This window comes from Caballeronia sp. RCC_10 (genome assembly GCF_041360715.1).
Lineage (GTDB): Bacteria > Pseudomonadota > Gammaproteobacteria > Burkholderiales > Burkholderiaceae > Caballeronia > Caballeronia grimmiae.
On record NZ_JBFUPT010000011.1, the window covers coordinates 24,184 to 43,443 of the forward strand.

At 64.5% G+C, this 19,260-nt stretch carries 21 protein-coding genes; 11 read left to right on the forward strand and 10 right to left on the reverse strand.

Annotated features, from left to right (window positions below):
- Positions 1–403 precede the first annotated feature (403 nt).
- The 5 genes from lpxK to AB6804_RS19500 all read left to right on the forward strand — a co-directional run bounded on the left by lpxK (position 404) and on the right by AB6804_RS19500 (position 4,238).
- Entirely contained in the window at positions 404–1,420 is a 1,017-nt protein-coding gene (lpxK, locus tag AB6804_RS19480; protein ID WP_370887843.1) for a tetraacyldisaccharide 4'-kinase, read from the forward strand.
- The gene (locus AB6804_RS19485) at positions 1,401–1,607 is read left to right on the forward strand and encodes a Trm112 family protein (protein ID WP_370887844.1); all 207 of its coding nucleotides are present in this window, start codon (positions 1,401–1,403) and stop codon (positions 1,605–1,607) included. Before lpxK ends, AB6804_RS19485 begins: the two co-directional genes overlap by 20 nt.
- Before the next feature lie 20 nt (positions 1,608–1,627).
- Entirely contained in the window at positions 1,628–2,419 is a 792-nt protein-coding gene (gene kdsB, locus AB6804_RS19490; protein ID WP_370887845.1) for a 3-deoxy-manno-octulosonate cytidylyltransferase, read from the forward strand.
- 285 nt (positions 2,420–2,704) lie between these two features.
- Positions 2,705–3,367 carry an adenylate kinase gene (gene adk / locus AB6804_RS19495; RefSeq protein ID WP_370887846.1) on the forward strand — a complete coding sequence of 221 codons (663 nt, stop codon included), beginning with the start codon at positions 2,705–2,707 and terminating at the stop codon, positions 3,365–3,367.
- A gap of 112 nt (positions 3,368–3,479) precedes the next feature.
- Positions 3,480–4,238, forward strand: a complete 759-nt coding sequence (locus tag AB6804_RS19500; RefSeq protein ID WP_035967904.1) for a 3-hydroxyacyl-CoA dehydrogenase — start codon at positions 3,480–3,482, stop codon at positions 4,236–4,238.
- Between the two features lie 27 nt (positions 4,239–4,265).
- On the opposite strand, the gene AB6804_RS19505 is transcribed toward AB6804_RS19500, so the two are convergent.
- The gene (locus tag AB6804_RS19505; RefSeq protein WP_370887847.1) at positions 4,266–5,111 is read right to left on the reverse strand and encodes a SirB1 family protein; all 846 of its coding nucleotides are present in this window, start codon (positions 5,109–5,111) and stop codon (positions 4,266–4,268) included.
- Complete coding sequence (gene murJ, locus AB6804_RS19510; protein ID WP_370887848.1) at positions 5,111–6,661, reverse strand: murein biosynthesis integral membrane protein MurJ; 1,551 nt, start codon at positions 6,659–6,661, stop codon at positions 5,111–5,113. Before murJ ends, AB6804_RS19505 begins: the two co-directional genes overlap by 1 nt.
- Positions 6,662–7,078: 417 nt before the next feature.
- Here murJ and rpsT point away from each other — a divergent pair, with 417 nt between their 5' ends.
- Positions 7,079–7,357, forward strand: a complete 279-nt coding sequence (rpsT, locus tag AB6804_RS19515) for a 30S ribosomal protein S20 (RefSeq protein WP_035967901.1) — start codon at positions 7,079–7,081, stop codon at positions 7,355–7,357.
- Positions 7,358–7,497: 140 nt separating this feature from the next.
- Here the strand turns inward: rpsT and AB6804_RS19520 are convergent, their stop codons facing one another.
- Positions 7,498–7,839 carry a DUF3579 domain-containing protein gene (locus AB6804_RS19520; protein WP_035967900.1) on the reverse strand — a complete coding sequence of 114 codons (342 nt, stop codon included), beginning with the start codon at positions 7,837–7,839 and terminating at the stop codon, positions 7,498–7,500.
- 518 nt (positions 7,840–8,357) lie between these two features.
- Here AB6804_RS19520 and argF point away from each other — a divergent pair.
- Positions 8,358–9,287 carry an ornithine carbamoyltransferase gene (gene argF / locus AB6804_RS19525; protein ID WP_370887849.1) on the forward strand — a complete coding sequence of 310 codons (930 nt, stop codon included), beginning with the start codon at positions 8,358–8,360 and terminating at the stop codon, positions 9,285–9,287.
- A gap of 15 nt (positions 9,288–9,302) precedes the next feature.
- On the opposite strand, the gene murB is transcribed toward argF, so the two are convergent.
- Positions 9,303–10,322 (reverse strand): UDP-N-acetylmuramate dehydrogenase, encoded by a 1,020-nt coding sequence (murB, locus tag AB6804_RS19530; protein ID WP_370887850.1) that lies wholly within the window; start codon positions 10,320–10,322, stop codon positions 9,303–9,305.
- A 139-nt stretch (positions 10,323–10,461) separates the two neighbouring features.
- Between murB and AB6804_RS19535 the strand changes: the two genes are divergently transcribed.
- Positions 10,462–10,947: a YajQ family cyclic di-GMP-binding protein gene (locus tag AB6804_RS19535; RefSeq protein WP_370887851.1), complete on the forward strand. Its 486-nt coding sequence runs from the start codon at positions 10,462–10,464 to the stop codon at positions 10,945–10,947.
- Positions 10,948–11,005: 58 nt separating this feature from the next.
- Here AB6804_RS19535 and plsY read toward each other — a convergent pair whose 3' ends face one another.
- Together plsY and ybaK are read right to left on the reverse strand one after the other, a co-directional pair.
- Positions 11,006–11,638, reverse strand: a complete 633-nt coding sequence (gene plsY, locus AB6804_RS19540) for a glycerol-3-phosphate 1-O-acyltransferase PlsY (RefSeq protein WP_370887852.1) — start codon at positions 11,636–11,638, stop codon at positions 11,006–11,008.
- A gap of 36 nt (positions 11,639–11,674) precedes the next feature.
- The gene (ybaK, locus tag AB6804_RS19545) at positions 11,675–12,166 is read right to left on the reverse strand and encodes a Cys-tRNA(Pro) deacylase (protein WP_035967940.1); all 492 of its coding nucleotides are present in this window, start codon (positions 12,164–12,166) and stop codon (positions 11,675–11,677) included.
- A gap of 103 nt (positions 12,167–12,269) precedes the next feature.
- Here ybaK and AB6804_RS19550 point away from each other — a divergent pair, with 103 nt between their 5' ends.
- Positions 12,270–13,421, forward strand: coding sequence for an acyl-CoA dehydrogenase family protein (locus AB6804_RS19550; RefSeq protein ID WP_370887853.1), 1,152 nt, complete (start codon positions 12,270–12,272; stop codon positions 13,419–13,421).
- A 12-nt stretch (positions 13,422–13,433) separates the two neighbouring features.
- On the opposite strand, the gene xerD is transcribed toward AB6804_RS19550, so the two are convergent.
- From xerD to queG, 3 genes are read right to left on the reverse strand one after another with little or no spacing between them, the layout of a single operon-like run.
- Complete coding sequence (gene xerD, locus AB6804_RS19555; RefSeq protein ID WP_244794152.1) at positions 13,434–14,363, reverse strand: site-specific tyrosine recombinase XerD; 930 nt, start codon at positions 14,361–14,363, stop codon at positions 13,434–13,436.
- A complete protein-coding gene (locus AB6804_RS19560) occupies positions 14,360–14,842 on the reverse strand; it encodes a methylated-DNA--[protein]-cysteine S-methyltransferase (protein ID WP_370887854.1) in 483 nt (160 codons plus the stop codon). The genes xerD and AB6804_RS19560 overlap by 4 nt, the downstream gene beginning before the upstream one ends.
- On the reverse strand, positions 14,835–16,076 hold the full coding sequence (queG, locus tag AB6804_RS19565; protein WP_370887855.1) for a tRNA epoxyqueuosine(34) reductase QueG: 1,242 nt from the start codon (positions 16,074–16,076) through the stop codon (positions 14,835–14,837). Before queG ends, AB6804_RS19560 begins: the two co-directional genes overlap by 8 nt.
- A gap of 18 nt (positions 16,077–16,094) precedes the next feature.
- On the opposite strand from queG, the gene tsaE reads away from it, so the two are divergent.
- Both tsaE and AB6804_RS19575 read left to right on the forward strand, forming a co-directional pair.
- The gene (tsaE, locus tag AB6804_RS19570; RefSeq protein ID WP_370887856.1) at positions 16,095–16,682 is read left to right on the forward strand and encodes a tRNA (adenosine(37)-N6)-threonylcarbamoyltransferase complex ATPase subunit type 1 TsaE; all 588 of its coding nucleotides are present in this window, start codon (positions 16,095–16,097) and stop codon (positions 16,680–16,682) included.
- On the forward strand, positions 16,664–18,187 hold the full coding sequence (locus AB6804_RS19575) for an N-acetylmuramoyl-L-alanine amidase (protein WP_370887857.1): 1,524 nt from the start codon (positions 16,664–16,666) through the stop codon (positions 18,185–18,187). Before tsaE ends, AB6804_RS19575 begins: the two co-directional genes overlap by 19 nt.
- Before the next feature lie 39 nt (positions 18,188–18,226).
- Here AB6804_RS19575 and AB6804_RS19580 read toward each other — a convergent pair whose 3' ends face one another.
- The gene (locus AB6804_RS19580; RefSeq protein ID WP_370887858.1) at positions 18,227–19,108 is read right to left on the reverse strand and encodes an EamA family transporter; all 882 of its coding nucleotides are present in this window, start codon (positions 19,106–19,108) and stop codon (positions 18,227–18,229) included.
- Positions 19,109–19,260 lie beyond the last annotated feature (152 nt).

The window sequence follows — 19,260 nt, forward strand, 5'->3', positions numbered from 1 at the left end:
GTGCCAGTGTAACAAGTGTCCACACAGAAAGACTTACCGAAGCGCGATCGACGCCGCCCTCGAAAGCCGATGAGTCCGTTGCAACCCATTGATTTTACTGAATTAAATATCGCTGACCACGCTCTGCGCCGAAGCAACTCTTGCTTGAAGCCGTTTAGCGGCTTTTCCGGCGCAAGTTCTTCACAGAGTTATCCACAGACCGCTTGCGTCGCGCGGCGACTGGCGCGCAGACCGCTCGCGCGCTAGAGTGCCGGGTTCGTGCACCGGCGCGCCGTCCCTGGCTGGACCTTTGGGCGGGCAGCGCCGGTCGAACCGTTCAACGAGAGACCGACATCGAAGGAGTTGCCGTTGCGCGCCCTGCCGTATCCGAAGTCTTTGCCGCATGCTCATGCAAGGGCGGTTCATGTCTGACTTCAAGCCGCCGATCGAAAACTTTCTCGCCCGCGAGTGGCGCCGGCGCGGTCCCGTCGCGTGGGGGCTGACGCCCTTTGCCTGCATCTTCGGTGCAATCGCCGCGACGCGCCGCGCGTTCTACGAACTCGGCTGGATGAAACGCGTCGATGTGGGCGTGCCGGTGGTCGTCGTCGGCAACGTGACCGTCGGCGGGACCGGCAAGACGCCGACCGTCATCGCGCTCGTCGAGGCGCTGCGGGCGGCGGGCTTCCAGCCGGGCGTCGTCTCGCGCGGATACGGCGCGAAGATCAAGGAGGCGACGAGCGTCACGCCGTCGAGCGCCGCCGCGCAGGTCGGCGACGAACCGCTTCTGATCGCGCGGCGCACGCACGCGCCGGTGTTCGTCTGTCCGGACCGCGTCGCGGCGGCGCGTGCGCTGTTGCAGGCGCATCCGAACGTCGATGTCCTCGTCAGCGACGACGGCCTGCAGCACTATCGCCTCGCCCGCGCGTTCGAGCTCGTCGTGTTCGACGACCGGCTCGGCGGCAACGGCTTCCTGCTGCCCGCCGGGCCGTTGCGCGAGCCGATGTCGCGCCATCGCGACGCCACGCTCATCAACAGCCCCTACGACCGCACGCTGCCGCCGTGGCCGAACACCTTCGCGCTCGAACTCGAATCGGGCGACGCCTGGCTGCTCGACGATCCCGCCATGCGCCGCCCGCTCGCCGCGTTCGCGGGCGAGAAGGTGGTCGCCGCGGCCGGCATCGGCTCACCCGAGCGATTCTTCGCGACGCTGCGCGCGGCGGGCATCACGCCGGCGACGCGCGCCTTTCCGGATCACTACTCGTATCGCGAGAATCCGTTCGCCGCCGTGGAGGCCGACGCCATCCTGATCACCGAGAAGGATGCAGTAAAATTCGGGGCCTGGCGCGATGCGCGCATCTGGGTCGTTCCCGTGCAGGCCGTGCTCAGGCCTCGCCTCATCGCTCTCGTTGTGGAGAAACTCCGTGGACGCACGTCTGCTTGAAATCCTCGTCTGCCCGATCTGCAAAGGTCCGCTCAATTACGACCGCGCGGCGCAGGAACTCGTCTGCAACGCGGACAAGCTCGCCTATCCGATCCGCGACGGCATTCCCGTGATGCTCGTCGACGAAGCGCGTCAGACGGTCGAAGGCACGCCCGTCGAGCCGCTAAAGCCGGTCAGCGACGCGTAAGCGCAATCGGGTCAATCGCCATGTCCGTGCCGTTCATCGCTGTCATTCCCGCGCGCCTCGCATCGACGCGGCTGCCGAACAAGCCGCTCGCCGATCTCGGCGGCAAGCCGATGGTCGTGCGCGTCGCCGAGCGGGCGCGCGAAGCGGGCGCGAGCCAGGTGCTCGTCGCGACCGATTCCGACCGCGTGGTCGAAGCGGCGCGCGAGCACGGTATCGAAGTGATGCTGACGCGCTCCGATCATCCGACCGGCACCGACCGCCTGGCCGAAGTCGCGACGCGCCTGAACTGGGACGACGACGCGATCGTCGTCAACGTGCAGGGCGATGAACCGCTCATCGACCCGCAACTCGTGCGCGATGTCGCCGCGCATCTGGCGGCGCACCGCGAGTGCGCGATCGCCACGGCGGCGCATCGTATCCACGATCCCGCCGACGTGTTCAATCCGAACGTCGTCAAGGTCGTGCTCGATGCGAAAAGCGTCGCGCTCTACTTCTCGCGCGCACCGATTCCCTGGTCCCGCGACGCGTGGCAATCGCAGTGGCCCGACGTCGCCGCACTCTCCGCGCTACCGGCCGTTTCCGAAAACGTGCTGCGACATATTGGCCTATACGCGTATCGCGCCAAGTTTCTGCGCGGCTTCCCGAATCTCGCGCAAGCGCCCATCGAAGCAGCCGAAGCGCTCGAACAATTGCGCGCGCTGTGGCACGGCGAACGCATCGCGGTCCGCGTCACGCATGACGCACCGCCGCCCGGCGTCGATACGCCCGCCGATCTCGCGCGCGTGCAGGCGCTCTTCGCCGGGGCGGACTGAAAGCGTCGCGCAACCGGTGTAAACCCCGCCAAACGCCCGCGCGACGGGCGTCATAGCTGTTTCCATACTCGCTATTAGGGCCGCGATCGTAATGAGCCGTGGCATAATCAAGCGATTGCGCGAGCCTCCCGGTCAGCGCCACGCTCAACGTTGCGCCGCTGTCCGCGGGTGCCGCGCCGCCTGTCGAATCGGCCGCGCCGCCCTGTCGTCGACGCCGCACGAGCGTCGCTACCCGATGTCATCCCCTCGCGCCGAGCGGTTTCTAGACGATTCGGAGATATCACCATGCGTTTGATCCTGTTGGGCGCGCCCGGCGCGGGCAAGGGCACCCAGGCAAACTTCATCAAGGAAAAGTTCGGCATCCCGCAGATCTCGACCGGCGACATGCTGCGTGCAGCCGTCAAGGCCGGCTCGCCGCTCGGCATCGAGGCCAAGCGCTTCATGGACGCGGGCGAACTGGTGCCGGACGAACTCATCATCAATCTCGTGAAGGAGCGTCTGCTCGAAAGCGACTGCACGAACGGCTATCTGTTCGACGGCTTTCCGCGCACCATTCCGCAGGCGGAAGCGATGAAAAGCGCGGGCGTCGTCATCGACTACGTGCTTGAAATCGACGTCCCGTTCGACGAGATCATCACTCGCATGAGCGGGCGCCGCGTGCATGCGGCATCGGGCCGCACGTATCACGTCAAGTTCAATCCGCCGAAGAACGACATGGTGGATGACATCACCGGCGAGCCGCTGATTCAGCGCGAGGACGACAAGGAAGAGACGGTGAAGAAGCGTCTCGACGTGTATGAAGCGCAGACGAAGCCGTTGATCGCCTATTACAACGACTGGGCGAAGAGTGGTCCGTCGAATGGGCTGAAGGCGCCGGAATATCGCCGCATTTCGGGCCTCGGTTCCGTCGATGAAATCCGCGCGCGCGTATTCGATGCGTTGAAGTAAAGCGTCGCACGCAGGACAAGAAACCCGCTCCAAACGAGCGGGTTTTTTTACGCCCGGATTCGCTACACTCGATGCGAATGCCTCACAAATCCGATTAGAAAGGAGACAAAAGATGGAGATGAAGGACAACGTCGTTCTGATCACCGGCGGCGCGTCGGGCCTTGGCGCGGCAACCGCGCGGCTCGTTGTCGCGAACGGCGGCAAGGTCGTGCTCGCCGACATGAACGAGGACGCGGGCGTCGCCCTCGCCCGCGAACTGTCCGGCGAATTCGTGAAGTGCGACGTGAGCCAGGAGAACGATGCGCAGAAAGCCGTCGATGCCGCGACGAAGCTCGGCACGCTGCGCGGACTCGTGAACTGCGCGGGCATCGCGCCGGCATCGAAGACGGTCGGACGCGACGGGCCGCATCCGCTGGACCTTTTCAGCAAGGTCGTCGCGGTGAATCTGATCGGCACCTTCAACATGATCCGGCTCGCGGCCAGCGTCATGTCGAAGAACGAGCCGAACGGCGCGGGCGAGCGCGGCGTGATCGTGAACACGGCGTCGGTGGCGGCGTACGACGGACAGATCGGTCAGGCGGCCTATGCGGCATCGAAGAGCGGCGTCGTCGGCATGACGCTGCCGGTCGCGCGTGACCTGTCGAGGGATGGCATCCGCGTGATGACCATTGCGCCGGGCATCTTCGAGACGCCGATGCTGCTCGGCATGCCGCAGGACCGGCAGGATGCGCTCGGCGCGATGGTCCCGTTCCCGCCGCGTCTCGGCAAGCCGGACGAATACGCGATGCTCGTGAAGCAGATCTTCGATAACCCGATGCTCAACGGCGAAGTCATCCGCCTGGACGGGGCAATCCGGATGCAGCCGAAGTAACGCGATGTGATGTGATGTGACGCGGCTTCAGTCGTCGTCGTGCTGCGCGCGCTGGCGAAGCTCGTGCAACTCCGATTCGACGACGGTCGCGTCTTGCGCATCCGGGCGCTCTTCGAGATAGCGCTCGAGGTCTTCCAGCGCCGGCCGCAGGTAGTCGAGCCGCGCGTACGCGAAACCACGGTCGCGCACTTCCTCGATGCTCCCCGGCAGCACGATCACGAGTCGCTGCTGCACGGCGAGAAGCCGTTGCCAACGCTCCGTCTGCAAGTAGATGCTCTTGAGATTGCGCAGCATCCGCGCAACGATCTCGCGGCGCGTCGCAGGCTGCAGCAGCACGCGCAACGCGCTGCCGATGGATTCGCCCGCGCGCTGCACGTACGGCTCCAGCATCTCGACCATCTGCGCTTCGGAAAGCGTCTGCCCGGTCGTCGGATCGAGCATCAGGTCGCCTTCCGGCGTGGTGACGCGCAACAGAAAATGGCCCGGAAACGACACGCCGCGTACCGGCAGGCCGAGTTGTTCGGCCATTTCCAGATAGATCACCGCGAGGGAAATCGGAATGCCCCGGCGACGGCGCAGCACCGCGTTCAGGTGGCTGTTGTCCGGATCGTAGTAATCGTTGAGATTGCTGGAGAAGCCCAGCTCGCGGAAGAAATAACGGTTGAGGGCATCGACTCTTCGACGAACATCGGCGTCCTCGGGCATGCGGCGGCGGGCGCGCAGAACAAGCTCGTCCATCTCCGCGAGCACCGCCTGCATGTCGAGGTCCGGATACGCATCCTGCGCCAGCGACAAAGCGGCCTCCGTGAGCGGCAGAGTTTCATCGTCTGCCATCAGCGAGGAGAAATAGTCGAGGATGCGCGTCGTCGTCATCAAAGCGTGCGTCTCTTGAAGTAGGCGTACTTGAAGCCCATCGCCGTCAGAATACCGAAATATAGCGCCGCGAACAGAACCAGGCTTGCTCCGAGCAGCACGATTCGTGCAAAGGGCGTCGCGCGCATGCCGATCCAGTCGAAGTTGAGCGACACCCAATGCATCGCCCCCGCGAGCACCAGGCACGCGCCGGTCAACTGCACGAAAAAGCGCAGCCAGCCCGGCGACGGCTGGTAGATGTCGCGGCGGCGCAGGCCGACGAACAAGAGGAACGCATTGGCGAGCGCGCCGAGACCGATCGACAGCGTAAGTCCCGCGTGCGAGAAGATCGGCACGAAGACGTAATTGCTCACCTGCGTCATGATCAGCACGCCGATCGCGATCTTCACCGGCGTCTTGATGTCCTGCTTCGCATAGAAACCGGGCGCGAGGATTTTGATCAGGATCAGGCCGATCAGCCCGATGCCGTACGCCGACAGCGCACGCCCGACCATCACGACCGAATGACCGTCGAACTTGCCGTAATGGAACAGCGTCGCCGTGAGCGGCTGCGCGAAGAAAAACAGCGCGACTGCGCTCGGCGCGGCGAGCAGGAACGTGATGCGCAAGCCCCAGTCGAGCAGTGCGGAATATTCGACGGGGTCGGCATCGACGTGCGCTTTCGAGAGACTCGGCAACAGGATGGTGCCGAGCGCCGCGCCGAGCAGCGCAGTCGGGAATTCCATCAGCCGGTCGGCATAGTTGATCCACGACACCGCGCCCTGCCCGATATTCGACGCGATATTCGTGTTGATGATGAGACTCAACTGACCAACGGATACCGCGAACGTCGCGGGCACCATCTTCGCGAGCACGCGCTTCACGCCCGGATGCGCCAGCGCGCGGCGGAAGTTGAGGCCGACGTGCGGCGTCATGTCGATCTTCCTGAGCCCCGGCACTTGCACGAGCAGTTGCAGCACGCCGCCCGCGATCACCGCATAGGCGAGCGCGTAGACCGGAATTTTCAGATGCGGCGCGACGAACACGGCCGCGACGATGAACGCCACGTTGAGCAGCACTGGCGCGAACGCCGGCAGTGAGAACTGCTTGTACGTGTTGAGCACGCCGGAGGCAAGCGTCGTCATCGAGATGAAGACGATGTACGGGAACATGATGCGCGTCATCTCGACGGCGAGCGGATAGGCGCCGCCATCGTGTTTCAGCCCCGACGCGACCGCGAACACGACCCAGCTCGCCCCCGCCATGCCGGCGAGCGACAGCACGACGAGGCCCCACGTCAGTACGGTCGACATCGCGTCGACGAGCGCCTTGGTCGGGTCGTGGCCCTTGCTGTTCTTGAACTCGGCGAGGATGGGCACGAACGCCTGCGCGAATGCGCCTTCCGCGGACAGACGCCGCAGCAAGTTCGGAATACGGAAAGCGACGTAGAACGCGTCGGTGTAGAGACTGGCGCCGAAGGCACGGGCGATCAGCGTTTCGCGGATCAGGCCGGTCACGCGCGACAGCAGCGTGAAGCCGCTGACCGTCAGGAGGGCTCGGAATAGATTCATGGGGCGCTTATTATACGGGCCATGCATGACCCTCCCCCGCACCGCTGGCGTGCAAGTCCGCGAGTTTGACGGATTGCACCAAATCCGTCGCCGGCCATAGACGCTAGCTGGAAGACAGCCCGCGCTTGTCATGTGTCGTATTCGCTTGCTATAATCGCGGGTTTCGAAGCTCCGTTTCGGCATTTTTGTGCCGAACGCGTATACCGTATCGGTCTCAAGCCGGTCTCAAGCGCGGTCTCGAACGCGATTTCGCACGAGCCGTACAGGTATCATGGCAGTAACGCTTTAACGTTTCGGGGCAATCGTTCCCCGGATTTCAGATCAAGGCAGCGCGCATCGTTCACCGCTTCCGGCCACCGCCGGCTTCGTGTGAAGCCGCTCCGACAAGTAACAGCAGAAACAGGACAAGGAACCGTCATGGCAAATACCGCACAAGCTCGCAAGCGCGCCCGTCAGGCCGCCAAAGCCAACTCGCACAACTCGGCGCTGCGCTCGAAGTTCCGCACGGCCATCAAGGCAGTTCGCAAGGCAATCGATGCCGGCGATCAGGCCAAGGCCGCCGAAGTGTTCAAGTCGTCGGTCAAGACGATGGACACCATCGCGGACAAGAAGATTGTCCACAAGAACAAGGCCGCTCGTCACAAGAGCCGCCTGGCTGCAGCCATCAAGGGTCTGCAGGCTTCCGCAGCCCAGTAATTCCGGCTCGCGTCCGGCGCATGCCTTCATCGCGAGGCGTTCGCCGGAACAGCTTCCTGTTTCCGCTGCGCAGTAACGAAAAAGCCCGCTTTCGCGGGCTTTTTTGCGTCTGTCGGCTTGCGTTTGTTTCTTCTCGCCGATCAGCCTTTCGGCGGCGTCGCTGTCTGCGTGCCGTGATGCGGTGGCAGTTCGCACGCTTCCGTCACCTGCAGATCGTTGTCCTTCGCGAAGTTCAACACGAAGTCGAAGGCCATCGGCTCGATCTCGCGCAGACGCGCATCGAGAATGACGACCTTGATGTCGCCGATCATCGTCGGACGGACGTAGATGGAATACTGCAGCCGCGCATTCGGCCCCTTCGCTTTCGGACCGTACGCCGACATGACTCCGCAGAGGCGCTCCGACCAGTCGCTCGGGCGAAACTTTCTCCCGTTCTTGGTAATGCCTTGAATGAAATACTGGGTCGGGGATGATTCAGCCATGTAGCGATACCTTTTGTCGGCCGGTGGCAGGCACCGGCGAATGCACACGCTCGACGCGGGATGCGCGCCGCCGGCACGCAACGGCGCCGGGCGATGCTTGCGAACCTGCCCGATGAGGACCGTTCACGCCCGCGACACGATGGCGGACTCGGCAGCACGGCGGATTCGCATACGCCAAGGCAAATGCAGCGGTCTCTTGCGAGCTTCGCCGGCTGAGCGCGTGAAACGGTGCTGGGCGTTACTGAGTGTTGCAGAGTTGCTGAGACAAGCGCCGGCGATTATACCGCAGCGCCCTCTTTTCCGCAGCGCACACGGACGCCCAACGGGCTGCTCAAGGGCCGGAGAGCGCCGTACGCCGGGCCTGTCGAAGGCGCACTCGCGTTTCGGCCAGCCTCGTAAAAGTTCGCAAAATCCTTTATGCTCGAACGCGATATCCACTCCGACGGCGGCGGCGCCCGGTCTGGCGACGCTCGCAGTTCGAGTCGCGCGGCCGGTTCGAAGCCGCCGCTTGCGTTTTCATGACCGCCAAGAAAATTCGCCACTATCTTCAGTTCAAGGATTTTTCGCTCGACGACTACGAGTACGTGCTCGAACGCGCCCGCATCCTGAAGCGCAAGTTCAAGAACTACGAGACGTACCACCCGCTGCACGATCGCACGCTCGCGATGATCTTCGAGAAGAGCTCGACGCGCACGCGCCTGTCGTTCGAAGCCGGCATCTTCCAGCTCGGCGGCCACGCGGTCTTCATGAACACGCGTGACACGCAGCTTGGCCGCGGCGAACCGATCGAAGATTCGGCGCAGGTCATTTCGCGCATGGTGGACATCATCATGATCCGCACGTTCGGGCAGGACATCATCCGGCGCTTCGCCGAAAGCTCGCGCGTGCCGGTCATCAACGGGTTGACCAACGAATATCACCCGTGTCAGGTGCTCGCCGATATCTTCACGTTCTACGAGCATCGCGGGCCGATTCACGGCAAAACCGTCGCGTGGATCGGCGACGCCAACAACATGCTGTACACGTGGATGGAAGCCGCGCAAATCCTGGGCTTCAAGCTGCGGCTGTCGACGCCGCACGGCTACAAGCTGGATCACGCGCTGGTGTCGGCGGATAGCGCGCCGTTCTATCAGGAATTCGCCGATCCGAACGAAGCCTGCCAGGGCGCGGACCTTGTGACGACGGATGTCTGGACCAGCATGGGCTTCGAAGCGGAAAACGAGGCCCGCATGAAGGCGTTCGCGGACTATTGCGTCGACGCCGAGATGATGGCGCGCGCCCATCCCGACGCGCTTTTCATGCACTGCCTGCCCGCGCATCGCGGTGAGGAAGTGAGCGCGGAAGTCATCGACGGGCCGCAGAGCGTGGTCTGGGACGAGGCGGAGAATCGCCTGCACGTGCAGAAGGCGCTGATGGAGTATCTGCTGCTCGGCAAGTTGAACCACTGACCCGCGTCTGCGGATTCAGAGGCAGACCGGCTCCATTTCCAGTTCGACGCCGAAGCGCGCGAGCACATCGCGTTTGATTGCTTCGGCGAGTTCGATCACTTCCGCCCCGGACGCATTCCCGCGATTCACGAGCACGAGCGCCTGCCGCTCGTGCACCGCCGCCCCGCCGATGCCGCGCCCTTTCCAGCCGCAGCGGTCGATCAGCCATCCGGCTGCGAGCTTCACCTGACCATCGGCCTGACGGTACGACACGACTCCCGGCTCACGCGCTTGCAGCGATTCGAACGAATCCGCGCTGACGACCGGATTCTTGAAGAAGCTCCCCGCGTTGCCCAGCACGGTCCAGTCGGGCAGCTTGGCGCGGCGCACGGCGATGACGGCATCGAAGATGGCCTGCGCGTCATGAGCCGATGCGCCTTCCAGCGCGCGAGCGACATCGGCGTAATCGGCACGTGGCGTCCACGCTTTCGGCAGCCGGAAGACGACCGACGTGATCATGTATCGCCCGCGTCCTTCCCGCTTGAAGAAGCTGTCGCGATAGCCGAACGCGCACGCGTCGCGATCGAATTCGGCGTGCGCGCCCGTCGCGAGTTCCACCGCATGCAGCCGCTCGAAGCGCTCGCCCATTTCGAGGCCATACGCGCCGATGTTCTGAATCGGCGCCGCGCCGACCGTGCCCGGGATCAGCGCGAGGTTTTCGAGGCCCGGCATGCCGTGTGCGAGCGTCCACGCGACGAAGTCGTGCCAGTTCTCGCCCGCGCCGGCTTCGACGAGCCACGCGTCGTCATCCTCGCCGACCACGCGTTTTCCCATGATGCCGACGATGAGCGCGACGCCATCGAAATCGCGCGTCAGCACGACGTTGCTGCCGCCGCCCAGCACGAGCTTCGGCATGTCGATGATGCGCGCATCGTTCGCGAGCGCGGCGGCGGCATCGACGCTGTCGATTCGCATTGCGTGACGCGCGCGCACGTCGAAGCCGAATGTGTTGTGCGGCCGCAGGGAGTAATCCGCGAGTAGTTGAGCGTGGGACATGGGAAACCGCGTGGAGAAGCCGGGAAACGCGCGCAGTCTTGGGGAAATCCAGGGCGCGTCGGTAGAATGACGTCAGGTCCGTGATTATAGCGATTGCGCGAGCCGCTCCCGGGCGCTCGCCTCAAGAAGGGGAAAACAGATGCCATCGTTTGACGTCGTCAGCGAAGCAAACATGATCGAAGTGAAGAACGCCATCGAGCAATCCAACAAGGAAATCTCGACGCGCTTCGACTTCAAGGGTTCCGATTCACGCGTCGAGCAGAAGGAGCGCGAACTGACGCTCTACGCGGACGACGACTTCAAGCTCGGTCAGGTCAAGGACGTGCTGCTCTCGAAGCTGGCGAAGCGCGGCGTCGACGTGCGGTTCCTCGACTACGGCAAGCAGGAGAAGATCGGCGGCGACAGGCTCAAGCAGGTCGTGACGATCAAGAAAGGCGTCTCGGGCGATCTGGCGAAGAAGATCGTCAAGATGGTCAAGGACAGCAAGATCAAGGTGCAGGCGAGCATTCAGGGCGACGCCGTGCGCGTGACCGGCACGAAGCGCGACGATCTGCAGAGCACCATCGCGCTTTTGAAGAAGGACGTGACCGACACGCCGCTCGACTTCAACAATTTCCGCGACTAAGCGCTTTTTCTGCGCATCAAGGAAGAAAAGCCGTTCCGCTCCTCGCGGAACGGCTTTTTTATTCGGCCGCCGCCGGCTTCTTCTTGTCGCCGATCCGGCTTTCCTTCCCCGCGATCAGCTTCGAAATATTCGCGCGATGCCGCCAGACGAGCAGCGCGCTCATCGCCAGCACGGCGAGCGAGACGCGGCTCGGCCCGAACAGGAACACCTGAAACAGCGGCGCGAATGCGGCCGCGACGAGCGCCGCAAGCGACGAATAGCGGAAAAAGAACGCGATGATCAGCCACGTCAGCAGCGTGGCCAGCCCGAGCACCGGATGAATGGCGAGCAGCACGCCCGCCGCCGTCGCCACGCCCTTGCCGCCCTGGAACTTGAAGAACACCGGGTACAGATGCCCGAGGAACACGGCGATGGCCGACAGCGCGACGACCGTGGCAAGCCCTGTCGCATCGAGGCCGTAACCCGCGCCGAAATGCCCGACGAGCCACACGGGCAGCCAGCCCTTGAAGGCATCGCCGACGAGGGTGAGGATTGCCGCGCGCTTGTTGCCGGTGCGCAGCACGTTGGTCGCGCCGGGATTGCCGGAGCCGTACGAACGCGGATCGGCGAGGCCCATCGCCTTGCTCACGACGACGGCGAATGAAATCGAGCCGATCAGATAGGACGCGACGGCGACGATCAGATAAATCATGTTGTCTCTTGTGTCTTAAAAAGCGCGGTCAGCATTCTAATCCACGCTCGCACACTGGACGGGTTTCGCGTCGAGCAGCCTGGTCAACACCGCCGGATCGAGGCTCACGAGATAACCACGCCGCCCGCCGTTGAGATAGATGGCGTCGAGCTCGAGAATGCTCGATTCGACGTACACGGGCATCGCTTTCTTCGTGCCGAACGGCGACGTTCCGCCGACGAGATAGCCCGAATGCCGGTTCGCCACTTCGGGCTTGCACGGCTCGATGCGCTTTGCGCCCGTCTGCCGGGCGAGATTCTTCGTGGACACGGTCCGGTCGCCGTGCATGAGGACGATGAGCGGCTTCGCGTGCTCGTCCTCCATCACGAGCGTCTTCACGACGCAATGCTCGTCCACGCCGAGCTGCCGCGCGGACTCTTCGGTGCCGCCGTGTTCGACGTAATCGTAAGGATGCTCCCCGAACGCCACCTTGTGACGGCGCAGGAATTGCGTCGCGGGCGTTTCGGATACGTGTTTGGATTTCGGCATGGACGCATTGTAGCGGCGCGCCCCGCGGCTCACCATCGGCCGTTGGCCGGGTAGTCGAGTGCCCGCGCGTGCCGTACGATCGTTCGCCAGGGAGGAAACCATCATGATCCGCGACACCGAAACGCAAACGCTGCTTGAAGACACCATCCGCCGATTCGTTCGCGAGAAGCTCGTGCCGCGCGAAAGCGAAGTCGACGAAACCGACGCCATTCCCGCCGATGTCATCGACGCAATGCGCGAAATCGGCCTGTTCGGTCTCACGATCCCCGAAGCGTACGGCGGGCTCGGCCTCACGATGGAAGAGGAAGTGCGGATCGCGTTCGAGCTCGGGCAGACATCGCCGGCGTTTCGCTCGATGATCGGCACGAACAACGGCATCGGCTCGATCGGAATCTTGCTCGACGGCACGGACGAACAAAAGGCGCACTATCTGCCGAAACTCGCGGCGGGCGAACTGATCGGCTCGTTCTGCCTGACCGAGCCGGACTCGGGCTCGGATGCCGCGTCGCTCAGAACGACAGCGAAAAAGGACGGCGACGCCTACGTGCTCAACGGCACGAAGCGCTACATCACGAACGCGCCGGAAGCGGGTCTCTATACCGTGATGGCCCGCACGAGCGATGCGAAAGGCGCGAGCGGCATCTCGGCGTTCATCGTCGAACGCGACACGCCGGGGCTCTCGCTCGGCAAGCCAGACCGCAAGATGGGCCAGCGCGGCGCGCATACCAGCGACGTCGTCTTCGAGAACTGCCGCGTGCCGGCGCGGCAATTGATCGGCGCCGTGGAAGGCGTCGGCTTCAGAACGGCGATGAAAACGCTCGACAAGGGGCGCATCCACATTGCGGCCATCGCGGTGGGCGCGGCCAAACGCATGTTGCGCGACGCCCTCGCCTACGCGATGGAGCGCCGCCAGTTCGGCCAGCCGATCGCGGAATTTCAGCTCGTGCAGGGCATGCTCGCCGACAGCAAGGCCGAACTGTACGCCGCCGAATGCATGGTGCTCGATGCCGCGCGCCGCCGCGACGAGGGCCGCGACGTATCGATCGAGGCGTCGTGCGCGAAGTACTTCGCCACCGAGATGTGCGGGCGCGTCGCGGACCGCGCGGTTCAGGTGCATGGCGGCGCGGGATATATCGCGGAGTACGGCATCGAGCGGTTTTATCGCGACGTGCGGCTCTTCCGGCTTTACGAAGGCACGTCGCAGATCCAGCAGGTGATCATCGCGCGGGGGTTGATGCGGGGCGTGGAAATCTAAAGCGCCGCCACGTCAACCGCGCGGATGATGCTCGCGATGCAGCTTCTGCAGCCGCTCGCGGGCGACGTGCGTGTAGATCTGCGTGGTCGAAATATCGGAGTGGCCGAGCAGCAGTTGCACCACGCGCAGGTCCGCGCCGTGATTGAGCAGATGCGTCGCGAATGCGTGACGCAGCGTGTGCGGCGAAAGCGGCGCATGCACGCCGCCGTTCAGCGCATGGCGCTTGATGATGTTCCAGAACTGCTGACGCGTCATGCCCTCGCCGCGTGCGGTGACGAAGAGCGCATCGGCGGCGCGCGGGCCGAGCAGCGCCGGACGCGATTCGCGCAGATATCGCGCGATCCAGCCGTGCGCCTCTTCGCCGAACGGCACGAGACGCTCTTTCGAGCCTTTGCCCATCACGCGGACGACGCCCTCGTTGAGACCAAGCTCGACGGTCTTCAGCGTCACGAGTTCAGTCACGCGCAGGCCGCTCGCGTACATCAGTTCCAGCATCGTGCGGTCGCGCAGGCCGAGCGGCGTTTCAATATCGGGCGCGCCGAGCAGCGCTTCCACTTGCGCTTCGTTGAGCGTGGACGGAAAACGCGGCGGCTGCTTGGCCGAGCGCAGCTTGAGCGTCGGGTCGGCAATGGCCCGATGTTCGCGCATCGCCCACGCGTAGTAGCGGCGAAACACCGAAAGACGCCGGTTCGCGGAAGTCGCCTTGTCGCTGCGGCGCGCGGCCATGTAGCCGTTCATGTCGGCTTCGCTGGCGGCGTCGATGGACGCGCCGCGCGTCTTCGCGAGCCACTCGGCGAAGAGCCGCAAGTCGCGCCGGTACGCGTCGAGTGAATTTTTCGCGAGCCCGTGTTCGAGCCACAATGCATCGCAGAAGAGATCGATCGCATCGCTGCTCGCGATCAGCTCAGGCGTTTGCGGTTCTTCAATGATTGCGCTCGTCATCCGATCGATACACCTTCATGCGCCAGCAGCCAGCGCTTCACGTCACGAAAAAAGCCGTCGCCGGGATGACGCGCAAATCCGCCGATCCCGCCCGACGCCACGACCCGGTGGCACGGTATCACGATCGGCAGCGGATTGGAGCCGCACGCCTGCCCGACTGCGCGCGGCACGCTGCCGATTTCACGCGCAAGCTGTCCGTAGGTCCAGACTTGTCCCGCCGCGATTGCGCCGATGCCGCGCCACACGCGCTGTTGAAACGCGGTGCCGCCGATGGCGAGCGGAAGATCGAAGCGCATCGTCGATGCATCGAAGTAACGGCGAACCTGCATCGCGGCTTCCTGCGCGAGCGGTCTGACCGGATCGACGTTCGACGTCTCGTGCGGCAAATAGACGATCTCGCGCACGAAGCGATCGTCGGCGCGGATGCCGACTTTGCCGAACGGCGCGTCGATGACCGCATCGAACGACACGTTACTCATGCCTGTCTCCCTGCTCCAGCGCCCACGTCACATGCTCGCGCACGAGCGCCGACGCATCGTCCGCGCGCGCGTGCAGCGCGCCAATGATCGCGCCGCGTTCACGCGCATCGAGCGACGCATCGCGCAACGCGTTGCCCATCGCCACCGCGATATTGCGCAGCCATCTGTCATGTCCGATGCGCCGGATCGCGCTGCCCTGCATCCGCGTATCGAAGTCATCGGCGCTCCATGCGAACAGTTCGACGAGCGTCGCGCGATCCAGCCCGTGGCGCACGTCGAAGTCCGCAACCGGCGCGGCCTGCGCGAACTTGTTCCACGGGCATACGAGCTGGCAATCGTCGCAGCCGTACACGCGATTGCCGATCAGCGGCCGCAGGTCTTCCGGAATGCTGCCGTGCAGCTCGATCGTCAGATACGAGATGCAGCGCCGCGCATCCACGCGATACGGCCCGACGATAGCCCCCGTCGGACACGCGCCGATGCAGCGCGTGCATTGCCCGCAGTGCGCGCCGTCGTGCTCTTGTTCGGGATCGACGGGCAGCGGCAGATCGACGTAAATCTCGCCGAGAAAGAACAGCGAACCGGCATCGCGATCCAGCAATAGCGTGTGCTTGCCGCGCCAGCCGTTGCCCGCCTTCTGCGCGAGCGCCACTTCGAGGACCGGCGCGGAATCCGTGAACACGCGATGCCCGAACGCGCCGATCTCCTTCTCGATACGCTCTGCCAGTTGCTGCAACCGGTTGCGCATGACTTTGTGGTAATCGCGGCCGCGCGCATAGATCGACACCTGCGCCTGCGCGGGCTGCGCGAGCCGCTTCCATTCGATCGCGCGCCAGTCGTTCTTCTGACCGTCCGCTGTCGCGACACTTTCATCGCCTGTCGACGCGAGCGTCGCGGCCGGCAGATAGGCCATGCGCGCGGTGATGACTCGTCGCGTGCCGGCCACAAGCTCGGCCGGCCTCGCGCGTTTCATCCCATGTTTGGCCATATAATCCATTTCGCCGTGATAGCCTGCTTCGAGCCAGCTGGCGAGGCCTTCCTCGGCGTCCGTCAGGTCGGTATCGCTGATTCCGACCGCACCGAATCCCAGCTCGCGCCCCCACGCCTTGATGCGCTGCGCGAGCTCCGCCAGCGCGGCATCGTCCCTTTCGAGGCGATGCAAGGCACGCGCCTCGACGGCGGCGTCGCTCGCCGCGGTCGTGACTTCATCGGAGTGTTCCGGCAATCGGTTCATCACGACATTTTACGAGCAATGCCCGAAAGCCCCGCACCATCGACATCCGATTCACCCGCCGCGCTCATCGAACGCCGCTTCGAACTGCGCGACGAAGCCGCGACGCTCGCGTTCGGTGAGCGCTTCGCACGCGCCATCGGCGAGACGCGAACATTAGCCTCGGCTGAACCATTCGACGGCTTGCAAGTCCAGTTGATCGGCGACCTCGGCGCGGGCAAGACCACGCTCGTGCGCGCGACGCTGCGTGCGCTCGGTCACGCGGGCCGCGTGAAAAGCCCCACTTACACGCTCGTCGAGCCATATTCGCTGGATGCGCCAGGCGGTCCGCTCGACGTGTATCACTTCGATCTCTATCGCTTCGCCGATCCCGCCGAATGGGCCGACGCCGGGTTTCGCGAGTATTTCGACCGGGGCGCGTTGTGCCTCGTCGAATGGCCGCAGCAAGCGGGCGGCTTGCTCGGCGTGCCGGACCTCGTTTTCGCGCTGACGCTGCCGGACAGCGGCATCGCACCCATGGAAACGACGCAGTCGAACGAAGAAGAAGGCCGCGTGCTGACCGCGCGGGCGTTTAGCGAAACAGGAAAGACATGTCTCGAAAGATGCTGATCAAGCCGTTCCACTCGATCGAATCGAGCGCGAGCGCGCCGCACAACTGGCGCCGACGCAAGGTGCTGCGCGCGGGCGCATCGACGCTCGTGCTCGCGCTCGTCGGACCGAAGCTCGCGCACGCCAGCTCCGTGCTCGGCGTGCGCGTGTGGCCGGCGCGCGACTACACGCGCGTGACCATCGAATCCGACCAGCCACTCACGAACAGCAACCAGTTGCTTCAGGGACCGGACAGGCTGGTCGTCGATCTGAACGGAATCGATCTGGATCAGGCGTTGCGCGAGCTCGTATCGAAGATCACGCCGAACGATCCGCAGATTCAGGCGGTGCGCGTCGGGCAGTATCAGCCGCATGTGGTGCGGATGGTGTTCGATCTGAAAGGCTCCGTGAAGCCGCAGGTGTTCACGCTCGGGCCGATCGGCAGCTACAAGTATCGCCTCGTGTTCGACCTGTACCCGGCCGTCGCGCCCGATCCGCTGATGGAACTGCTCGCCCAGACCGAGCGCAAGCAGGAAGCATTCGACCGCGCCAATCCGAATCCGTCGACGCCGCCGCCCGCGACGCTCTCCGGCCCCGCGACCACGCAGAAGCCGCTCGCGCAGGATTCGACCGACGAGTTCTTCCAGAAGTACGCGCAAGGCGATGTTTCGAACGACACACCCGCGCCGGCCGTGCCGAAGCCTGCGCCCCCGACGCCGAAGCCGCGCGTCGCGCCGCCCGTCATCGCGAAGAAGGACGACGACGACAACGACCAGTACGCGTTCTCCGCACCGAAGCAGGACCGCTCGGGCACCACGCGCCTTCTGACCGTCGCCATCGATCCGGGACACGGCGGCGAAGACCCCGGCGCGATCGGCGGCAACGGCACGTATGAGAAGCACATCGCGCTCGATATCGCGAAGAAGCTGCGCGCGAAGATCGACGCCCAGCCGAACATGCGCGCGATGATGACCCGCGACGCCGACTTCTTCGTGCCGCTCAATGTGCGCGTGCAGAAGGCGCAGCGCGTGGGCGCGGACCTGTTCGTATCGATTCACGCGGACGCGTTCACGACGCCGTCGGCGCGCGGCTCGTCGGTGTTCGCGTTGTCGGAACATGGCGCATCGAGCGCGGCGGCGCGCTGGATGGCGACCAAGGAGAATGCATCGGACCAGATCGGCGGCATCAACGTGAAGACGAACGACGCGAGCGTGAGCCGCGCCCTCTTCGACATGTCCACGACCGCGCAGATCCGCGACTCGATGCGTTACGGCAACTTCGTGCTGAACGAGATCGGCGGCATCAACAAGCTGCACAAGGGATCGGTCGAGCAGGCGGGCTTCGCCGTGCTGAAAGCGCCGGATATTCCGTCGATCCTCGTCGAAACGGCGTTCATCAGCAATCCCGAAGAGGAAGCGCACCTGAACGACGACGCCTATCGCGACAAGATGGCCAACGCGATCATGAAGGGCATCAAGCGGTATTTCGCGGCAAATCCGCCGCTCGCGAAGAGCCGGATGACCTGATGCTTGCGATGGCGGGCGCATTGCGCGCCCGCCCGACGATTACCGCGCCGCCGACGCGAACCGCTGCACGATCCGCCCGCCGAACACGTTCACGGCGAGCCCCGCCATCACGAGCGCGGCGCCGGCGACTTCCATCGAACTCATTCCTTCATCGAGAAACAGCGCCGCCGACGCCAGGCCGATCACCGGCACGAGCAGCGAGAACGGCGCGACTTGCCCCGCCGCATAGCGCGCGAGCAGTTTCCCCCACAAGCTATAACCGAGCAGCGTCGCGATGAACGCGAGGTAACACACCGCGAGCACGGACACGAGCGGGATCGACGCGAGGCTCGACTTGATACGCGCCGGGCCTTCGAAGATCAGCGACAGCACGAGGAACGGCAGCGGCGGAATCAGGCTCGCCCACACGACGAGCGACAGCAGATCGACCTTGCCCATGCGCTTCGTCGCGATGTTGCCGAGCGCCCACATCGACGCGGCCCCGAGCGTGAAAAGAAAGCCGGTGAGGGTCATCGCCTGGCCGCCGTGCATGCCGATCAGCGCGAGACCCGCCGCCGCGATCAGCAGACCGATCACGTTGGCCGCGCGAATGCGCTCGCCGAGGAACATCGCGGCGAAGATCAGCGTGAAGAACGCCTGAGCCTGCAGCACGAGCGACGCGAGGCCCGCCGGCATCCCGACGGACATGCCATAGAAGAGCAGCGCGAACTGCCCGAGCGAGATGGTGAGACCGTAGGCGAAGAGCCAACGCAGCGGAATCTGCGGACGCTTCACGAAGAATGCGGGCAGCGCCGCGAGCGCGAACCGCAGCGCGCCGAGCAGCATCGGCGGGACGCCATGCAGCCCCAGCTTGATGACGACGAAGTTCACGCCCCACGCAAAAATAACCACCGTTGCAATCAGCAAATCCCTGGGCGACATCGCCGTTCCCCTCTTGTCGTGCGCCGCATGCGCAATCCGACGAGTGTAGCGAAGGGCGCGCGCGAAGGATTGTCAAAACCTGCGGCCCGCGTGGGATTGAAAAGGAACGTAAAAAGCGCCCGCGCCGTTTGACGGCGCGGGCGCTCGCAGCC